Below are 16,413 nucleotides of genomic sequence, written 5' to 3' on the forward strand. Positions count from 1 at the left end.
AAAATATTAAAGTAATAGACCTGATGCTCTGCCAACACTTGAGGTACCGAATCGGTTTTTGATCTTATCCATTGTCTCATATAATGAAATGAGTTCTTCCGTATCTTCGAAAAGATCCATTTGGTGCAGGCCATGGACCAGACCGGTAAACCGTACACCGATCAGACGGATCCTCATCCTTCGTGCATAGACTTTGTTGAATAGTTCCAGGACATACCTGAGTAAAGTATGATCAGCCGATGTGTAGGGAATTCTGCACTGTTTGGTCTCCGTATCAAAATTTGAATACCTGATCTTAACTGAAACCGTTGAGGTCAGCCATTTTTCATGTCTCAGCTGATAACATAGCTTTTCAACCATTCCTGACAATACACTCCTGATGTTCTGAATATCAATGGTGTCCAGAGCAAATGTATTTTCTGTGGAGATCGATTTTCTTTCGGAATAGGGAACTACGGGCGTTTCATCGATGCCATGGGCTTTCTTCCATAACGTGCTGCCATTCTTTCCAACCAGCTCCTGCAGTACATCGACCGGCATCTCAGACAAAGTTTTTATGGTTTTGACGCCTAACCTTGAAAAAAGTTGAAAGGTCTCTGGCCCGACCATCGGAATCTTTTTGATAGACAACGGATTTAAAAAAGGTTGGATATCCACAGCCCTGACCTCCAGTTTTCCAATGGGTTTGGATTCGCCGGTTCCGATTTTGGACACTGTCTTATTGGTGGAAAGGGCAAAACTGATTGGCAAACCTGTATTTTTCATCACAGCATCGGCAACTTCGTTTGTCCACTGATAACAACCAAAGAACTTGTCCATTCCGGAAAGATCCAGATAAAATTCATCGATGCTGGCCTTTTCAAGCACCGGCACTTTTTCCTGAATAACCTCGGTCACAAGATGAGACATATTGGAATAGTATTCCATGTCCCCTTTGATCACTCTTCCCTCCGGGCACAACCTCAAAGCCATTTTTATAGGCATCGCCGAGCGGACACCGAATTCCCTTGCCTCATAAGAGCATGATGCCACCACACCACGGTCTCCGCCTCCAATGATCACAGGCTGTTTCTCCAATACAGAGTTTTTCAGCCGCTCACAGGAAATAAAAAACGTATCCAGATCCATATGTGCAATTGCTCTTTCCATGGTACAAACTTAGTCACGTTTTTAAACAAAATTTGTATATTTGTTGTCATAAATTATGACAATGTCAATTTTTGCAGATAACATCGTGTTTTTGAGAGGTCAAAAAAATCTGACCCAGCATAAGCTGGCAGATGAACTCATCCTTACCAGATCAAGATATGTTTCATATGAATACGGAAATGCAGAACCTCCTATTGAAGTGTTGGTCAGAATCTCTAAATACTACAATATCAGTATTGATCTGCTGGTTACGGTCGATATAAGAAAATATCCTTTGGATAAGATGGTCAACCTGCCCGGGAATAAGATATTGCTGCCGGTAGTAGTAGACAATGAAGGAAACAAGTATATTGAAATTGTTCCCCAGAAAGCTTCAATGGGCTATATGAACGGATTCAGTGATCCGGAATATATCGAAAGTCTTCCCAGGATTCAACTTCCGTTCCTAGGTCATGGCATATTCAGGGGGTTTATGGCGGAGGGGGACTCGATGCCACCATTTGCTGATGGGACTTGCGTCATTGGTGAATATGTTGAACAGCTGGACGATCTGAAAAAAGGAAAGGAATATATGTTCATTACGTCTGAAGGCTATACGTTCAAAACATTTGTAAAAAGGAATAAAACGACGCTGACCGTAGCTGCAGACAATACATTCTATAACTCGTACGATATTCCTTTAACAAATATCGTTCAGATATGGCGTTATGTTAGAGGAATATTACCACAGGATTATAAACCCTATTATTTGCCTGGTCATGAAAACCTAAAGCATCTTTTCGATGAGGCTAAACGCAGTATCAGTAATCTTGAGAACGGAATTTTAAAATTCAATTTATAAAAAATTTCACTGAGGGAAGTTAAAAACAGACATGATGAAAAATAAAATATCCTGTAGAAATGGAATGGTTTAAAAATAATTGTTAAAAGAAATTGCATGAACCAGTTGAGTTTATTTGATGCAGAAGAGTTTTACGAGTTTCCAAAAGATCTTTTGGAGTATAAAGAAAATTTCCTGAGCAGTGAAGAGGCGGATCAGTTAAAACACCATCTGCTTCAAACAGCGCCGTGGGAACAGCGCACCCAAAAAATGTATGATAAGACAGTTATAACACCGCGACTGACTGCATGGTATGGTGATGACAAGCAGTCCTACGAATCAGCTGATAGCAATACATCAAATACTAACTCCTGGACTCCAGAATTGTTTTCTCTGAAAGAAAGAATTGAAAAAGAGTTCGGTTACCAGTTCAACGGTGTGCTGCTCAACCTTTACAGAGACAACAATGACTCAGTTGCATGGCACCGGGATAAGGAAAGCAGGTATGGAAAGCGTCATGTGATTGCGTCCATCAGTCTTGGGCAAACCAGGAATTTTGATTTCAGAAAAAAAGACCATCATCAAAGCAAATACAGTCTGCCACTTCCCAATGGCTCACTACTCATCATGAAAGGAGACCTTCAGGAGAACTGGGAACACCGGATCGCCAAATCAACGATACCTATGAAAGAAAGAATTAATCTTACATTTCGGCTGATACGTGGATGATAAATTTGTTTAATTACCACAACTTTAAATTTTTATTTCAAGGATCAAAATAACTAATGAAGCCAATCATTACTGAACTACAACATTATAATAAAAATTAAGCAATATGCCTATTTCGTACTACGATTTTAAAAATATGACCAATCAATCTCAATATGAAATGGTTGTGAAGGAAGGACGGATCATCAATGAAACCCATAAGGATGGATTAAAGTTTGTTCTATATGAAATGTCAAGTTTTTCCGTTGAGATCGTTTATAATATGAACGATAATAAAATTGCAAGCCTCAGTGCCTTTCAGAATAATGGAAATCTATGATCTGCTTTATTTATATCAATTATCATAAATTTGACAGGAAATTTAAAATTATCAACGAAAGGAAATTTATTAATTTTCAGGATCGTATATTGCAAAGTATCACTGATGCTGCCGAGGAAAGATATGTTAATTTTCAAAGGGATTTCCCATAGTTAATTAATAGACTGCCAAACATACAGATCGCTTCCTACTTAGGGATCACATCAGATTTTTAAGTAAAATACGGAAGAATATAGTTGGTAAAGTTAACTTGATCAATCAATGGTCACTTAGAAAAATAACAATTTGAAACGTTTAGAAATAAAAAAGAATATTCAAAAACCGGAAGATCAAAATCTTTCTTTTCGCGCATTCGACCTGAGCTTGTCAAGTCTCGAGAATTACCTTTTGCCTCATAAAAAAGATCACTTTTGCATTCTGATGTTAGAATCAGGAGAAATAGAGATTCAGATCGAGGACCAAAAATTTAAACTTAGTTCAGGCAAAATATCAATTATTTTTCCTGAACAGATTTCTTCTGTTACAAGTACATCTTCCGACGTTTCGGGAAAGATCATTTTGTTTGAGGAAGTACTATTCTGTTCTGACATTCTTAAAAACGAACTTCTTTCCTATAATATTGATCTTGCTACTCATCTCAATTGTGTCTTTTTATCACCTTCAGAATTTGAACAGTCAAAAAAGCTCGCGATTGATATTGAGAACGTATATCTTAACCCAAGTCTTGTCCGAAAAGAGCAGGCGCGTTTTTATATCAAGATCTTCCTTTTGGGATTGATTGAGCTGGTTCACGGTCAGCATCCTGTTTTACAGCACGAAACAGATAAAACGCTCTACATTCGTTTCAAAAAAATGCTGAATGAGCGTTACAAAAATGAGCGTACCGTTCAGTATTACGCATCTAAGCTAGCAATCACTACCAAAAAACTGAACAATATTACGAAGAAGCATTGTGACGAGACTGCTATCAATGCAATTCACAACCGTATTCTACAGGAAATCAAAAGACTGTTGTTGTTTTCTGACCTTTCTCATAAGCAGATATCGATGGAACTGGGATTCAGTTCGCCTTCTGCACTCAATAAATTCGTAAAAACCAAACTAAAAGAAACGCCAACGGAACTTCAGGAGGAACTGGCTCAAATTTATAACAGATAAACCCAATTGTATAACACTTCGCTTTCTACCTGACCTACCTTTGTACTATAATTTTAACGTAAAATATAATACAGAATGAGCAAGTTATTTGTTGCAGGAGAAGTATTCCACGGAGCGGGAAGTCTTGAAGAATTAAAAAATATCAAAGGTAAAAAAGCAGTTTTGGTGACTGGAGGAAGCTCGATGAAAAAAAGCGGGACTTTAGATAAAGCAGTCGCTTATCTGAATGAAGCGGGAATAGAAACCAAGATCTATGAAGGAGTAGAAGAAGATCCGTCATCAGAAACTTGTTTCAAAGGTGCAGAATTGATGAAGGAATTTCAGCCTGACTGGATCGTAGGGATCGGTGGCTGCTCAGCAATCGATGCGGCTAAAATGATGTGGGTTTTCTACGAATATCCGGATGCTGATTTCGAAGCGATGATCAAACCTTTCAGTGTTCCAACTTTAAGACAAAAAGCGAAATTCATTGCCATCCCATCAACCAGCGGAACAGGAACTGAAACTACAGGTCTTGCCGTAATCACAGACCGTGAAAAAGGTGTAAAATATCCAATCGTTTCTTATGAATTGACTCCTGATGTGGCAATTATCGACGGCGAGATCTGTGCATCGATGCCGGCTCACGTTACCTCAAACACTGGATTGGATGCTTTGACACATTGCGTCGAAGCTTATGTTTCTAACATCGACAATAATTTTGCAGATGCACTTTCCAAAGGTGGTTTAAAAATCGTTTTTGATAATCTGAAGGAAGCGGTTCAAAATCCAAATAATATCACAGCCCGTCAGAATATGCATGATGCTTCATTTATGGGAGGTCTTGCTTTCAACAATGCGTGGTTGGGAATTGTACATTCATTATCTCATCAGGTTGGTGCTTTGTTTGGCGTTCCTCACGGTGCTTGTAATGCTATTTTCTTACCTAATGTAATTCGATTTAATGAAAAAGAAAGCAGTCGTTTTCCGGATCTGGCAAAAGTGATCGGTAAAGAAACCACTGAAGAATTGGCTCAGGCTATTGAAACTTTGAGATCTGAAGTTAACAACCAATCTGCGATCAAAGAATTCGGGATCTCTCGTGAAGACTGGGATAAAAATCTGGACTTTATGGCAAACAATGCATTTTTAGACCCTTGTACAGGATTCAACCCTAGAAAACCAACCGTTGAAGAGTTAAAGAACATTTACAACGCTTGTTATGAAGGTCTTGTTTATTCCGAGGACAAAGTTTTAAATGCAGCTTTGTAACTCAAATAAATAAACAATCCAATTTTTATAAACCCTTAAACTAGTTTAAGGGTTTTTCTTAAGCTTGTTTATTGAGTACCGTGAACCATTAAGGTTAGTTCTGTGATAATATTTAATTATGAAAATCACGAAAAAACAGCAAGTACTGCACTTGCAATGTTCGCCCTTCAATGGGTTTCTCTTCTACTATGAATGCAAAAAAACAAAATATTACGGCAAATGGCTTTAAATATTTGTGTTTGTTTACTAAAATGCTAATATTGTTAAATTTCCAAGTTCGTGCATTTTATTCTCTGATGAATTAATTTTTTTTTTGTAACTCATCATTTAAAATATGGGATATTTTGTTCTATAGCAACCTAATATCTTAATTGCTGCAATAAAATATGTGAAGTTATATTGTTTATTCTTTTTTTAAGGATTGGTATATAGATATGTTATTTCAACACTTACTACGCCAAGATATTATTAAGAACGCTGTTTTATTTTAGTTCAATTAACAATATCTTTGGAATGCTTTTTAAAAAGACAGTCAATCACATGGACAATCAAGATGTAACATATCCGATCTATTCACCAGCCTCAGTCATTGGGATTTTTAGCAATGCCCTGAAGCTCAATGCTACGGTAAATCTCATCTATCTTAAAGGAAGGTATGCGTATGGTGGCGGTAAATCCTATGGAAACTATTATTATGATCTTCTGTTCTCAGAAGGTGATCATACTTCGATAGGTATTCGTATTTCTTCGTTGCTCAGGAGCAAGATCACCAATAATGAGGTCTACACACTCAGAGGCTTTATTGAGAAAAGCATTAAAAATTCTTCGATTGAACTGCGCTTTGTGGTTGATGAGATCGTTCAGCAGGAAGAAAGATCCATCTCCGAAGAAGAACTGGAAAGGTATGGGCTGATCCAGAAAAAACTGGAGACAGGATCAAAAGACCTTGAGACCCTTATCAGGGATAAGATGCTGAAAGATGAAAAGGTCAGGGTCGCTAACATTTATGGAAACAATGCGATTGTGCAAAAGGACTTTTTTGAAGGATTGGATGTTTCTTCAAAGTATTTTGATATTTCAGATCACAGCTGTAATATTACCTCTTCGACAGCGATCATTTCAAAACTGAACGAAGTTTCAGGTCCGGATTATGACATTGTTGCTTTGGTCAGGGGAGGAGGCGACAGGCAGAGTATGGAAACATTTAATGATTTAACCTTATCTGAGTTATTCATCAAGATGAACATGGTTACTGTGACGGCCATCGGTCATACGGTAGATGAGACCTTATTGGATAAGCTGGCTGACAAGCGTTTTCACCTGCCACACGATTATGGTGCTGGATTGCATGCCATTGCTGAAAAATTATCCCACGAACGATCCAATTCTAGGGCTCTTCTCATCGATGAGGTCAAAAAAGATGTCACCAAGCAGTTTTCGGAGCAGGTAGAATCTTTAGAAAAACAAATGAAGAGGAAGAATGAGGAATTTGCAGAAGCCCAGAAAACATACAAAGAGCAGAGTGAAGCCCATAATAAGACCTATGCTGACCAGCTTAAAGTCCGAAATGAAGAATTCCAAAAGCTACAAGTATCTTCTACAAAACAGGTGGAAGATCTTCAGAAGAATTTTCAGGAGCAGCAGAAACAACGACAGACAGAAATGGAGAGCTACAAAAAAGAGATTGCGGTCCTGCATGAAAAGAATGTACAGTCCGCCATCAATGAAAAGACCGCTTCTTTAAAGGCCAATCTGGAAACACTTACTCAGGATAATATCAGACTGAATCAGGAAGTTGAGAGCAATAAAACTGATTATGTGAAGATTATCATTGCCTTTGTTTTGGCGCTGGTCATCGGCTTTGTACTGGCAAAAGTTCTTTAAGGAATATCTTAGTAGCCACGATCTTATTTGTTCTCACAGATCGTCAGTCCCTGCGTTATAAAATCACCATAAGAGATTTTCAGCCCAGCCCATTTTGGGTCATCCAGCCAGATCTCTTCAACATCGCTGATGGCTGGATCCTTATAAGATGCTCCTTTCGCTGATCCATTGAGAGCATACACCTTCCCATTGCTTGTTTTGCCATAGATCTCTTTATAACCGGAACAATACACCTCGATCTCATTGACGGAAAAAGGCCATTCACCGATGTATTCCTGTTTGGTAAACTTGAGGGTGTTTCTTGCCGAAGGCGCACTGCAAGATAAAATTAAAAGTAAGACTGAGAATAGACAAATATTTTTCATAGCTAAAAATTGGTTATCGGCAAAAGTAGCGATCCTACCGACTAACTTTTTACGGATTTCCGTAAAACGAAAAGATTCCGATATAGATCGGGATTTGAATTATATTTATTATTTTCCGAGAAAACTTAAATTATTAAGCATGCATTTTTCAGATTAGGCTACTCGGTGAGAATTTTCCTTTCTGATGATCTTTTAGATATTCTCACAATTAGAGTTCTGCTCTGATTCTACTCAACTGAGTAGGAGTAACTGCCAGATAAGAGGCTATCTGATGAAGTTTCAATCGGGACATCAGTTCAGGATAATGTTTTTCCAACTCTAAATATCTTTGTTTGGCGGTATCGGATTTCAGCGTGATCTCGGCAAATTCTTTTTCAATGACCCAATGGCGTTCCAGATAACTGATGTAGAAATTAGCGACATCATTATACTTTGTGGTCAGCTTTCTGAAATCACTGAAAGCATAGCTGATGACTTCCGTATCCTCCAAGGCTTCAATGGAGAAAAATCCAGATTCCTGCTTTAACAATGCGCTTGTAGAAGCAACAAGGGAATTTTCTGAAAAAAATCTTTTAATTATTTTTTCACCTTTTTCATTAAGGTAATAGTACGAAAGCAATCCTTTAACTACAAAGCTGATGTCCTTCGGAACTGCACCCTGTTCCAAAAAATGAGTTCCCTTGGCTATTTTGGACGTTTTCAACAAGGCAGACCAAGCCTTTTTAGATTCCTCAGAGATTAAGGAATAGCGGTCCATAAATTCCCAAAATGCTACCATAGTTTAAAAATAAAGTAAAAATACAAATATCTAAATTTTCTGGAATTGAAATATTTTCTCATTCCCTCAACATATGTAAAGATTTTTGAGGATCCTGACTTTTAACTTTGCTCCTACAAAAATCAATTACAATGATAAAATCATTATTTGCATTGGTCGTTACCTGCATTGGAACAGAAATGTTTTCTCAAAAAGTCGACTCACTGAATATTTATAGTGCCTCTATGAAGAAGGAAATTAAAACCCTTGTGGTACATCCCATAAACGAAAAGAATGAGAAACTGCCAACGGTTTATATACTCCACGGATATAGTGGCTATCCCAAAAGAACATTAGCACAGGATATTCCGTCCTTAGCAAAGGTCAGTGAAGAAATGCAGATGATCTTCGTTCTACCCGACGGAAATTATGACAGCTGGTACATAGACAGTCCCAATTTGAAGTATGAGACATTTATTGCCAAAGAACTGACAGGCTTTATTCAAAAAAAATATAATTCTGACCAATCGGAATCCGCTTTGATGGGGTGGAGTATGGGTGGACATGGCGCTCTGTATATTGGTGCAAGACATCAGAATACTTTCAGTGCTATCGGAAGCTTATGCGGCGTCATTGATTTCGTTCCTTTTGGAAAGGAATATGGCGTTCCAAAATTATTAGGAGAAAATCCTGAAAAATGGACTTCTTACACAGCCATCTCGCAGATAGGCAAGCTTAAAGACAGCCGACAAAAAATCCTGATCAGTTGTGGAACGGACGACCCCTTGATTGCACAAAACAGAAAATTTCACGAGCAATTGATCAAATTGAATATTCCTCACATTTATGAAGAACGTCCCGGTGCTCACGATGCAGCCTATTGGTTCAAGGCTGCTGTTACTCAAATTTTTCAAATCAAACAATTCTTAACTAACCATGATTGATTTTAAATACTTTACAGATAAGAAAAAGAATTTTCTGATCTCTACATTTTTCATTTTATTGTTTACAGGTTGTTCTAAAACTGAAATTACTCTAATCCCTGATCAAAAAGATATGTCAAACATCCAATATAAAACTCCTAAAGGGCTTTTCGATCCCACGCCATTTGCATTTTCACATTCTGCGACTGCTTCCGGTAAAGGAAGTTATGTATTTATCTCGGGACAAAGTGGTGGAGAAGGTTTAGAACACAAACTTTCAAAAGATTTTAGGATGCAGGTCAAAGGGGCCCTGCAAAACCTGAACATTGTTCTTAAAGAATCAGGTCTGACGACTGATGATGTTCTTAAAATCACCATATTGATCGTTGATCATGATCAGGAGAAACTTAAAATATGGACAGAAGAAATGCACAAGGTGTGGGATAAAAACCAATTTCCGGCAAGTACCTTGATTCCGGTCCCGAAGTTGGCGTTGGACGGAATGCTCATTGAGGTTGATGCTGTTGCGTTTAAAACGTTGTAAAGAAAAATGTTGATTTGCTCATTACGGCTTTAAATATCGGATCGTTGCATTCTCTTGTAAACAAATGTCGTTAATCTCAAAATGAAAACTTTGTGATAAAAACATCAATTATCTGAATTGTTTTCTGAATTCCAAGGGGGATATTTCAGTTCTTTTTTTGAATAGTTTATTAAACGACTGTGGATATTCAAATCCTAAACTGTAAGCGATCTCAGCCACAGAAAGATCTGTCGTTGATAAGAACAGCTTTGCTTTCTCGATCAGTCTGTTTTGAATGTGCTGCTGTGTACTTAGTCCGGTAAGAGTGCGCAGCATATCACTAAGGTAATGGGTAGACAGGTTGAGTTGGGCGGCAAAATATTCGACGGTGGGAAGACCTGCTTTAAAGCTTTCTTCATCATTAAAATAATTGTCCAGTAAATTTTCCATTTTGATCAGAAGTTCACTATTCGCTGGTTTTCTTGTTATGAACTGCCTTTCATAGAAACGGTTGCAATAACTCAGCAGCAGATCTATTTGGGCGACGATGATCTCCTGGGTATGTTTGTCGATATGCTGATATTCCTGTTCAACTTTTAGAAATATCTCAAGAATATTATTCTCTTCTGTTTCTGAAAGATGCAATGCTTCATTGGTAGCATAGGAGAAGAAGCCATAGGTTTTGATGGTTGAAGCAACGGTATGTTTTCCCAGAAAATCAGAATGAAAGAACAGAGCGTAACCAGTTCCTGCGACGTTGTTATCTGAATTTGTATTGGATAATTCAAGGATTTGAACTTGTTTAGGTGCAGTGAAGCTCAGGACGCCTTTATCAAAATCATACCGGTTTTGTCCGTATCTCATTTTAGCCTTGACATCTTTTTTTAAGGATATGCTGTAAAAATCAGCGGAGAATTTCTCTCAAATTGAGTCTTTTTGAATCCGGATATCTTCAAGATCGATAATGCTGACAAGCGGATGAAGCGGATCAGGCAACGACAGCAGACGGTGGAATTGCAATATTGAATCAATGGTATGCATTCTTTTTATTTATACAAATATAAGGAAGGCCCAACCGTAACGATCTTGTCTTCCTAAAATTTAGATCATAGATTCTTTTTAAAGAATGGAATTAATTGTAATAAAGCTTCATAAGTTGCTTTAGGCTGATCATATAGGTCATAATGACTGGCGCCTTTAACAACATAGATATTTTTATTTTTTGATGCTGCCTTATTATAAAGTTCAAATCCATCTCTGTAGGAACCAAAGGCTCCGACCTTATCTCCGACAATGATCAATAATGGCTGTGTCAACAGCTGATCTGCCAAATGGAAAGCATCGAAATTGACCGTATTCCCAAAACTTGTAAAAAGAAGTTGATTGGACGATCTCGGATGATTTCCACGAGGTGTTCTGTAATAATCGATACATTCCAAAAGATCCATTTCATCTATTCCTTGTTCCTTCGCTTCTTCTGAAGAGTTTGGAGTCCAGTTGACGATCAACGGTTCAGCGCCATTGGCTTCGGCTGTACGCTGCTTACCCACAGCTTCCAGGATCTGGATCGGATTCAGGCTTTCTCTGTAAGCCCTGCAAAAATTAGATGCGGAAACTGTGGCGACGGCTTTGATTCGTCTTTCTGTCAAAGCGGCATTAGCTGAATATGCACCGCCCGCACAGATTCCTAAAATACCGATCTTTTCATTATCTACAAAATCGAATGTTGTAAGATGATCTACTGCACATTTTATGTCTTCAACTCTGGTTGCCGGATCTTCCAGGAATCTTGGTTCTCCACCGCTTTCTCCCTGAAAAGAAGCATCGAATGCAAGGGTGATAAATCCTTCTCCAGTAAGTTTTTCAGCATATTGACCAGCAGTTTGTTCCTTGACACTGCTTCCCGGATGGACACAAATGATGGCGCTGTATTTTTGATTTTCATCAAAGTTCTCCGGCAAATTGAGATGTGCTGCAATTTCCCAGCTTCTATTTTTGAATTTGATTGATTTCTGCATTTTTCTTTATTTAAATTCTTATGACAAAGGTAATGGCAAGGCTGTTTCCAGATTGCGGATATATGTTTCCAAATCGGAGCTTAGTTTAGTGAAAGAGGTATTCAGCTTAACTGCCTAGAGAAATGTCAACAACTGTTGAGTATACTTCAAAAATTATCGTCTCAGCCTCTCGTTTGAAATGAGGCTTATCAGAAAATTGGAGTATAAGAATTACCAATTGAGCTACTTTTATAGAACGTTAATCGGGAATTTTATAATTGAAATTAAAGTCAGGTTTAGCAATTTAATACAAAGCACTTCCTTATCAAGAATGGCCACCCATCAAAGCTGCAACCTTTTCAAGTACCATATCCAGATCGAAAGGTTTACTGATAAATGCATTTGGTCTGCAACTCTTATTGGTTTTAATTGCGTCCGTATTGGCACTCATCATAATAATAGGAGTTTTTGAGAATTCGGTTGTTTTTCGTAAGAAATTACAGACATCGATCCCCGAACCATCCGGTAACATTACATCAAGTATAAAAAGATCCGTGCGCAAAGCTTTTGTCTTACTGTAAAAATCGCTTACATTCGTGCAGCTCTCCACTTGATAATTTTCACTTTCAAGCAATATTTCCAATACTTCCTTTATGTTCTCATTGTCCTCCAGGATACAGACTGTCTTCATACTTTTTCGTTAGGTTAAAAAAAAACATTACCACTTATCTGTGCTATTCAAATACTGTGCAATATCATAATAAAATGAAAAAGAATCGTTGATGTAAGATTAATCTTAAGATTAAGTACCTTTGCAAACCTAATTTAGATAATTTCGCAAATTAACTATGGCCGATTATAATTCTATGAATGAACAAAAGAGACTGGAAGCTTTGTACTCTTATGATATTCTCGATACAGATATAGAAAAAGATTTTGATGATCTTACAGCACTGGCCGCAGCGATCTGCGATACCCCAATATCTCTGATAAGCTTTGTAGATAAAGACAGACAGTGGTTTAAATCTCACCATGGTCTGGACTCCAGACAAACCGACAGGTGTCATTCTTTTTGTTCACACGCTATAATTGATCCGGACCAATTGATGCAGATAGAAGATGCACAAAATGATATTCGCTTTGCAGATAATCCTTTGGTCACAGGAAGTCCTGACATCCGATTTTACGCAGGAATGCCACTTTTGGATAAAGATGGTTTTGCTCTGGGGTCTCTTTGTGTGATCGATCAAAAGCCTAAAATTTTAACCAAAGCTCAGCAGGAGGCACTTCAAACCGTTGCTGTTCAGGTTATTGATAAATTGCTGTTGAGAAAAAATAACAGAGACCTCATCTTAGCGAATAAGGAGCTGCTTGAAAGTAATAAGAAATTAAAGGCAACCGAAGCAAGCTTAAAGAAAGCCATTACGGACCTAACAGAAAGTAAAGATAAGATCCAGAATATACTTGATATTGTAGGAGAGGGAATTGGTATTACCGATGCTGCAGGAAATATCGTCTACACCAACAAACACAACCGGGAAATTTTCAAGCTGGATGAAACCACTATGCTGACTTTATCCAATGTCTCTCCGGAATGGAATAATAGGCGAACCGACGGATCAACCCTGCCTCCGGAAGAACATCCTATCTCTGTGGCTATTACTACCGGCGATCCGGTATTTGATCATATTTTGTTGATCAGTAACCGGCAGGGTAATTGGTCAGCCATGAATTGCGTAATCCTTTAACAGCCATCAAGGCCTATGTCCATCTGCTGAACAGAGCAGCAAAAAAGGACAATGATAATGGTTTAGCGGACAAAATGTCTAAAATAGATAATCAGGTCCAACGGATGGAAAATTTGATCAGTGGATTTCTGGATGCGGCACGTCTCGGTGAAGGAAAAATAAACCTTAAGAAATCTCATTTTGATATGGCCGATCTCGTGAAGAGAACGGAACAGGAATGTATGACAATGATTACTTCACATAGATTAATTTTCGCACCTGCAGAAATTGCAGTTGTCGAAGCGGATCGAAGTAAGATTGAGCAGGTAATGACCAATTTTATCAATAATGCTGTGAAATACTCACTTTACGATACCTGCATAACGGTAAACTGTTTCACAAAGGATGGTTTTGCTTATTTTTCTGTAAAGGATCAGGGTATGGGTATTCCGGCGAAAGATCATCCATTTATTTTCGATCGCTTTTACAGGGTTGAAAGCGATGCAATGAAAAATACCAAAGGATTTGGAATGGGCTTATACATTTGCAAGGAAATCATCGAAAGACATCATGGACAAATCGGTATGGAAAGTACAGAAGGTAGTGGTAGTACATTTTGGTTCAGATTACCTGTTGCGATCTCTTGATTGCTATAGTAAATTTTAAGATTCTGCTATTATTTCTAATAATATGATTAATAGTAGGAAACCGCTAGATATTGATGTAATAATCATTCCTTTCATAAAAACAATGATCTATTTTTTTAGGACTTCATTTTACGAGATCTAGGTAGTTCGAGCTAAAAAAAAGAATCACGGCAGAAATGCAAATTCATTAGTTTAAATGAATGCTTTAGGTCTTGCAGAAGATGTATTTCCACTTTTCGGGCCGATTTATGTATGCATAACGGAGCCATTGACGGACGAAGAGAAAGTAGATATCAAATTTTCAACCTTTGAGTCTGACAGCGTACTAAGAATATTTATAGCTTGAGTAAAAATATTGTTTTTGCTGAGCAACTTATCATTTGATAGGAATCGTCGGCGTTCCTATTAGATCCGTCGCACTTTTTTAATATGACAAGATTAGATCTAATGGTTCTTTCACATCAAACTTTTAAGTTTCTTTGACAACCTTACGATAAAAACTTCTTTATCCTTTTTCACCTCTTGGAGCAATTCCTTTCGTTCGGAAGAAATGTCACAATACTTTTCTGCCCACATATTTATTTCAATCATCAGGGGCAAAAGATCGATGCCCTTTGCAGTAAGTTTATATAAAAACTTGACTTTGCTTTCCGGATGTGAACCTTTGATGATGATTCCGTTATCTTCCAGCATCTGTAGTCGTGAAGCCAATATATTACTCGCTATTTTTTCTTCCGATTTCTGAAAATCGCCATAGGTACATTGTCCTGCAAACATCAAGTCTCTTACAATCAACAACGACCATTTGTCTCCCCAAATGTCCAACGACTGACTTACAGGACAGTCAGAGCGCTTCTTATTTTCTGACATAAAAAATATTTTAAATTTTTACTTGCAATTTAAAAGTAATTATATAACTTTGTACTTGCAATTTGAAAGCAAAATTACGAAATTAAATTAATATATAATGGAAAAAACAATTTTTCAGCCTTACAATCTTAACGGAGCATCAGTCAGCAACCGAATAGTAATGGCACCAATGACAAGAGCGAGGGCAGATAACGAAAAGAATGCAGCTACCGGTATGATCGCCAAATATTATGAGCAACGTGCATCGGCAGGCCTCATTATAACAGAAGGTACTTACATCAGTAAAGAGGCAGTAGGCTTTATAAATGTTCCCGGAATTTACGCTCAAGCACAACTGGATGGTTGGAGATTGGTTACCGAGGCTGTTCACAATAAAGATGGAAAAATCTTTGCACAGCTTTGGCACACCGGTGCCTATTCGCATCCCGATTTACACGATGGCAAAAAACCACTTGCACCATCGGATGTGAATCCCGAGCAGCAGGTTTTTACACCCGAGGGATTCAAACCGTCTGAAGCGCCTCAGCCTATGACCATTCAGGATATCAGACAAACTGTAGAAGACTTTAAAAATGCAGCTTCAAATGCTTTCGAAGCCGGTTTTGATGGGGTAGAACTTCACGGCGCCAATGGTTATTTGCTTCAACAGTTTTTCAGCAAAAACAGCAATCTACGAACAGACGAATATGGTGGAAACGTGGAGAACCGAGCCCGTATTTTATTTGAAATTTTAGATGCAATTAAAGAAGTTGCCGATTTAAAGAAAGTAGGTGTTCGCCTAAATCCTTCACTCAACGGCATTATGGGTATTTTGGTAGATGACGAAACCATTGAACTGTATGATTACATCGTTACCCGTTTGAACAGTTATGATTTGGCCTATATTCATTTGATAGAGCCATTTACTGATGTTTCTAATATCCCGCAGGCCATTCAGGAAGTAGCTAAACATTTTCGCAAAATATATATTGGAACCATCATTATCAACCGTGGTTTTAATAAAGAAACCGCTAGTAAGGTGATTGCCGATGGCGATGCAGATTTGGTGTCTTTCGGCGTTCCGTTTATCGCCAATCCGGATTTGGTGGAACGGTTTAAAAATAATGCGCCTTTGAATGCGCCAGACCAGGATACTTTTTACACTCCGGGTGAAAAAGGCTATACAGATTATCCAACTATTAGCTAAAAAAAATATGAGAGTGGTAAGATTTTAAATAAACGGATTAGAAAGCAGAAAAACAAGCGTTAAAATCGTTCTGAAACCGTGGGGTTAAAATACTTATCTATCTATAAC

Annotated in this window: 18 protein-coding genes; 11 read left to right on the top strand and 7 right to left on the bottom strand. The window is 38.0% G+C overall.

Annotated elements, in window-relative coordinates:
- Window positions 1–6 precede the first annotated feature (6 nt).
- A complete protein-coding gene (gene dinB, locus C1634_RS22650) occupies window positions 7–1,149 on the bottom strand; it encodes a DNA polymerase IV (RefSeq protein ID WP_109739170.1) in 1,143 nt (380 codons plus the stop codon).
- 61 nt (window positions 1,150–1,210) lie between these two features.
- On the opposite strand from dinB, the gene C1634_RS22655 reads away from it, so the two are divergent.
- From C1634_RS22655 to C1634_RS22680, 6 genes are all read left to right on the top strand, one after another.
- Window positions 1,211–1,990, top strand: coding sequence for a LexA family transcriptional regulator (locus tag C1634_RS22655; protein ID WP_109739171.1), 780 nt, complete (start codon window positions 1,211–1,213; stop codon window positions 1,988–1,990).
- A gap of 96 nt (window positions 1,991–2,086) precedes the next feature.
- Window positions 2,087–2,698: an alpha-ketoglutarate-dependent dioxygenase AlkB family protein gene (locus C1634_RS22660; protein WP_103233078.1), complete on the top strand. Its 612-nt coding sequence runs from the start codon at window positions 2,087–2,089 to the stop codon at window positions 2,696–2,698.
- Window positions 2,699–2,804: 106 nt separating this feature from the next.
- The gene (locus C1634_RS22665) at window positions 2,805–3,017 is read left to right on the top strand and encodes a hypothetical protein (protein WP_056015164.1); all 213 of its coding nucleotides are present in this window, start codon (window positions 2,805–2,807) and stop codon (window positions 3,015–3,017) included.
- A 285-nt stretch (window positions 3,018–3,302) separates the two neighbouring features.
- On the top strand, window positions 3,303–4,175 hold the full coding sequence (locus C1634_RS22670; protein WP_109739172.1) for a helix-turn-helix domain-containing protein: 873 nt from the start codon (window positions 3,303–3,305) through the stop codon (window positions 4,173–4,175).
- A gap of 75 nt (window positions 4,176–4,250) precedes the next feature.
- Window positions 4,251–5,426 carry an iron-containing alcohol dehydrogenase gene (locus tag C1634_RS22675; RefSeq protein WP_103233075.1) on the top strand — a complete coding sequence of 392 codons (1,176 nt, stop codon included), beginning with the start codon at window positions 4,251–4,253 and terminating at the stop codon, window positions 5,424–5,426.
- A gap of 540 nt (window positions 5,427–5,966) precedes the next feature.
- The gene (locus C1634_RS22680; RefSeq protein ID WP_165835382.1) at window positions 5,967–7,310 is read left to right on the top strand and encodes an exodeoxyribonuclease VII large subunit; all 1,344 of its coding nucleotides are present in this window, start codon (window positions 5,967–5,969) and stop codon (window positions 7,308–7,310) included.
- 23 nt (window positions 7,311–7,333) lie between these two features.
- On the opposite strand, the gene C1634_RS22685 is transcribed toward C1634_RS22680, so the two are convergent.
- The gene (locus tag C1634_RS22685) at window positions 7,334–7,675 is read right to left on the bottom strand and encodes a DUF2511 domain-containing protein (protein ID WP_103233073.1); all 342 of its coding nucleotides are present in this window, start codon (window positions 7,673–7,675) and stop codon (window positions 7,334–7,336) included.
- Window positions 7,676–7,883: 208 nt separating this feature from the next.
- Entirely contained in the window at window positions 7,884–8,453 is a 570-nt protein-coding gene (locus C1634_RS22690; protein WP_103233072.1) for a Crp/Fnr family transcriptional regulator, read from the bottom strand.
- 131 nt (window positions 8,454–8,584) lie between these two features.
- Here C1634_RS22690 and C1634_RS22695 point away from each other — a divergent pair, with 131 nt between their 5' ends.
- Both C1634_RS22695 and C1634_RS22700 read left to right on the top strand, forming a co-directional pair.
- A complete protein-coding gene (locus C1634_RS22695) occupies window positions 8,585–9,376 on the top strand; it encodes an alpha/beta hydrolase (RefSeq protein ID WP_103233071.1) in 792 nt (263 codons plus the stop codon).
- 112 nt (window positions 9,377–9,488) lie between these two features.
- Window positions 9,489–9,899, top strand: a complete 411-nt coding sequence (locus C1634_RS22700) for a RidA family protein (protein WP_109739242.1) — start codon at window positions 9,489–9,491, stop codon at window positions 9,897–9,899.
- 108 nt (window positions 9,900–10,007) lie between these two features.
- On the opposite strand, the gene C1634_RS22705 is transcribed toward C1634_RS22700, so the two are convergent.
- The 3 genes from C1634_RS22705 to C1634_RS22715 form a co-directional block, all read right to left on the bottom strand.
- The gene (locus C1634_RS22705) at window positions 10,008–10,742 is read right to left on the bottom strand and encodes a helix-turn-helix domain-containing protein (RefSeq protein ID WP_317047508.1); all 735 of its coding nucleotides are present in this window, start codon (window positions 10,740–10,742) and stop codon (window positions 10,008–10,010) included.
- A 242-nt stretch (window positions 10,743–10,984) separates the two neighbouring features.
- Window positions 10,985–11,896: an alpha/beta hydrolase gene (locus C1634_RS22710; protein WP_103233070.1), complete on the bottom strand. Its 912-nt coding sequence runs from the start codon at window positions 11,894–11,896 to the stop codon at window positions 10,985–10,987.
- A 304-nt stretch (window positions 11,897–12,200) separates the two neighbouring features.
- The gene (locus C1634_RS22715) at window positions 12,201–12,566 is read right to left on the bottom strand and encodes a response regulator transcription factor (protein ID WP_103233069.1); all 366 of its coding nucleotides are present in this window, start codon (window positions 12,564–12,566) and stop codon (window positions 12,201–12,203) included.
- Between the two features lie 157 nt (window positions 12,567–12,723).
- On the opposite strand from C1634_RS22715, the gene C1634_RS22720 reads away from it, so the two are divergent.
- The gene (locus C1634_RS22720; RefSeq protein WP_103233068.1) at window positions 12,724–13,623 is read left to right on the top strand and encodes a GAF domain-containing protein; all 900 of its coding nucleotides are present in this window, start codon (window positions 12,724–12,726) and stop codon (window positions 13,621–13,623) included.
- Window positions 13,608–14,249 (top strand): sensor histidine kinase, encoded by a 642-nt coding sequence (locus tag C1634_RS22725; protein WP_165835384.1) that lies wholly within the window; start codon window positions 13,608–13,610, stop codon window positions 14,247–14,249. The genes C1634_RS22720 and C1634_RS22725 overlap by 16 nt, the downstream gene beginning before the upstream one ends.
- A 456-nt stretch (window positions 14,250–14,705) precedes the next feature.
- On the opposite strand, the gene C1634_RS22730 is transcribed toward C1634_RS22725, so the two are convergent.
- Window positions 14,706–15,119, bottom strand: coding sequence for a winged helix-turn-helix transcriptional regulator (locus C1634_RS22730; protein ID WP_103233066.1), 414 nt, complete (start codon window positions 15,117–15,119; stop codon window positions 14,706–14,708).
- A gap of 97 nt (window positions 15,120–15,216) precedes the next feature.
- Between C1634_RS22730 and C1634_RS22735 the strand changes: the two genes are divergently transcribed.
- Window positions 15,217–16,305: an alkene reductase gene (locus tag C1634_RS22735; RefSeq protein WP_109739173.1), complete on the top strand. Its 1,089-nt coding sequence runs from the start codon at window positions 15,217–15,219 to the stop codon at window positions 16,303–16,305.
- The last annotated feature ends 108 nt before the right edge of the window (window positions 16,306–16,413 follow it).

The sequence above is a fragment of the Chryseobacterium viscerum genome, assembly GCF_002899945.2.
GTDB lineage: Bacteria > Bacteroidota > Bacteroidia > Flavobacteriales > Weeksellaceae > Chryseobacterium > Chryseobacterium viscerum.

Coding starts and splice junctions, on each gene's coding strand:
- dinB (WP_109739170.1), bottom strand. CDS start 1,149: ATGGAAAGAGCAATTGCACATATGGATCTGGATACGTTTTTTATTTCC.
- C1634_RS22655 (WP_109739171.1), top strand. CDS start 1,211: ATGTCAATTTTTGCAGATAACATCGTGTTTTTGAGAGGTCAAAAAAAT.
- C1634_RS22660 (WP_103233078.1), top strand. CDS start 2,087: ATGAACCAGTTGAGTTTATTTGATGCAGAAGAGTTTTACGAGTTTCCA.
- C1634_RS22665 (WP_056015164.1), top strand. CDS start 2,805: ATGCCTATTTCGTACTACGATTTTAAAAATATGACCAATCAATCTCAA.
- C1634_RS22675 (WP_103233075.1), top strand. CDS start 4,251: ATGAGCAAGTTATTTGTTGCAGGAGAAGTATTCCACGGAGCGGGAAGT.
- C1634_RS22680 (WP_165835382.1), top strand. CDS start 5,967: ATGGACAATCAAGATGTAACATATCCGATCTATTCACCAGCCTCAGTC.
- C1634_RS22685 (WP_103233073.1), bottom strand. CDS start 7,675: ATGAAAAATATTTGTCTATTCTCAGTCTTACTTTTAATTTTATCTTGC.
- C1634_RS22690 (WP_103233072.1), bottom strand. CDS start 8,453: ATGGTAGCATTTTGGGAATTTATGGACCGCTATTCCTTAATCTCTGAG.
- C1634_RS22695 (WP_103233071.1), top strand. CDS start 8,585: ATGATAAAATCATTATTTGCATTGGTCGTTACCTGCATTGGAACAGAA.
- C1634_RS22700 (WP_109739242.1), top strand. CDS start 9,489: ATGTCAAACATCCAATATAAAACTCCTAAAGGGCTTTTCGATCCCACG.
- C1634_RS22705 (WP_317047508.1), bottom strand. CDS start 10,742: ATGAGATACGGACAAAACCGGTATGATTTTGATAAAGGCGTCCTGAGC.
- C1634_RS22710 (WP_103233070.1), bottom strand. CDS start 11,896: ATGCAGAAATCAATCAAATTCAAAAATAGAAGCTGGGAAATTGCAGCA.
- C1634_RS22715 (WP_103233069.1), bottom strand. CDS start 12,566: ATGAAGACAGTCTGTATCCTGGAGGACAATGAGAACATAAAGGAAGTA.
- C1634_RS22720 (WP_103233068.1), top strand. CDS start 12,724: ATGGCCGATTATAATTCTATGAATGAACAAAAGAGACTGGAAGCTTTG.
- C1634_RS22730 (WP_103233066.1), bottom strand. CDS start 15,119: ATGTCAGAAAATAAGAAGCGCTCTGACTGTCCTGTAAGTCAGTCGTTG.
- C1634_RS22735 (WP_109739173.1), top strand. CDS start 15,217: ATGGAAAAAACAATTTTTCAGCCTTACAATCTTAACGGAGCATCAGTC.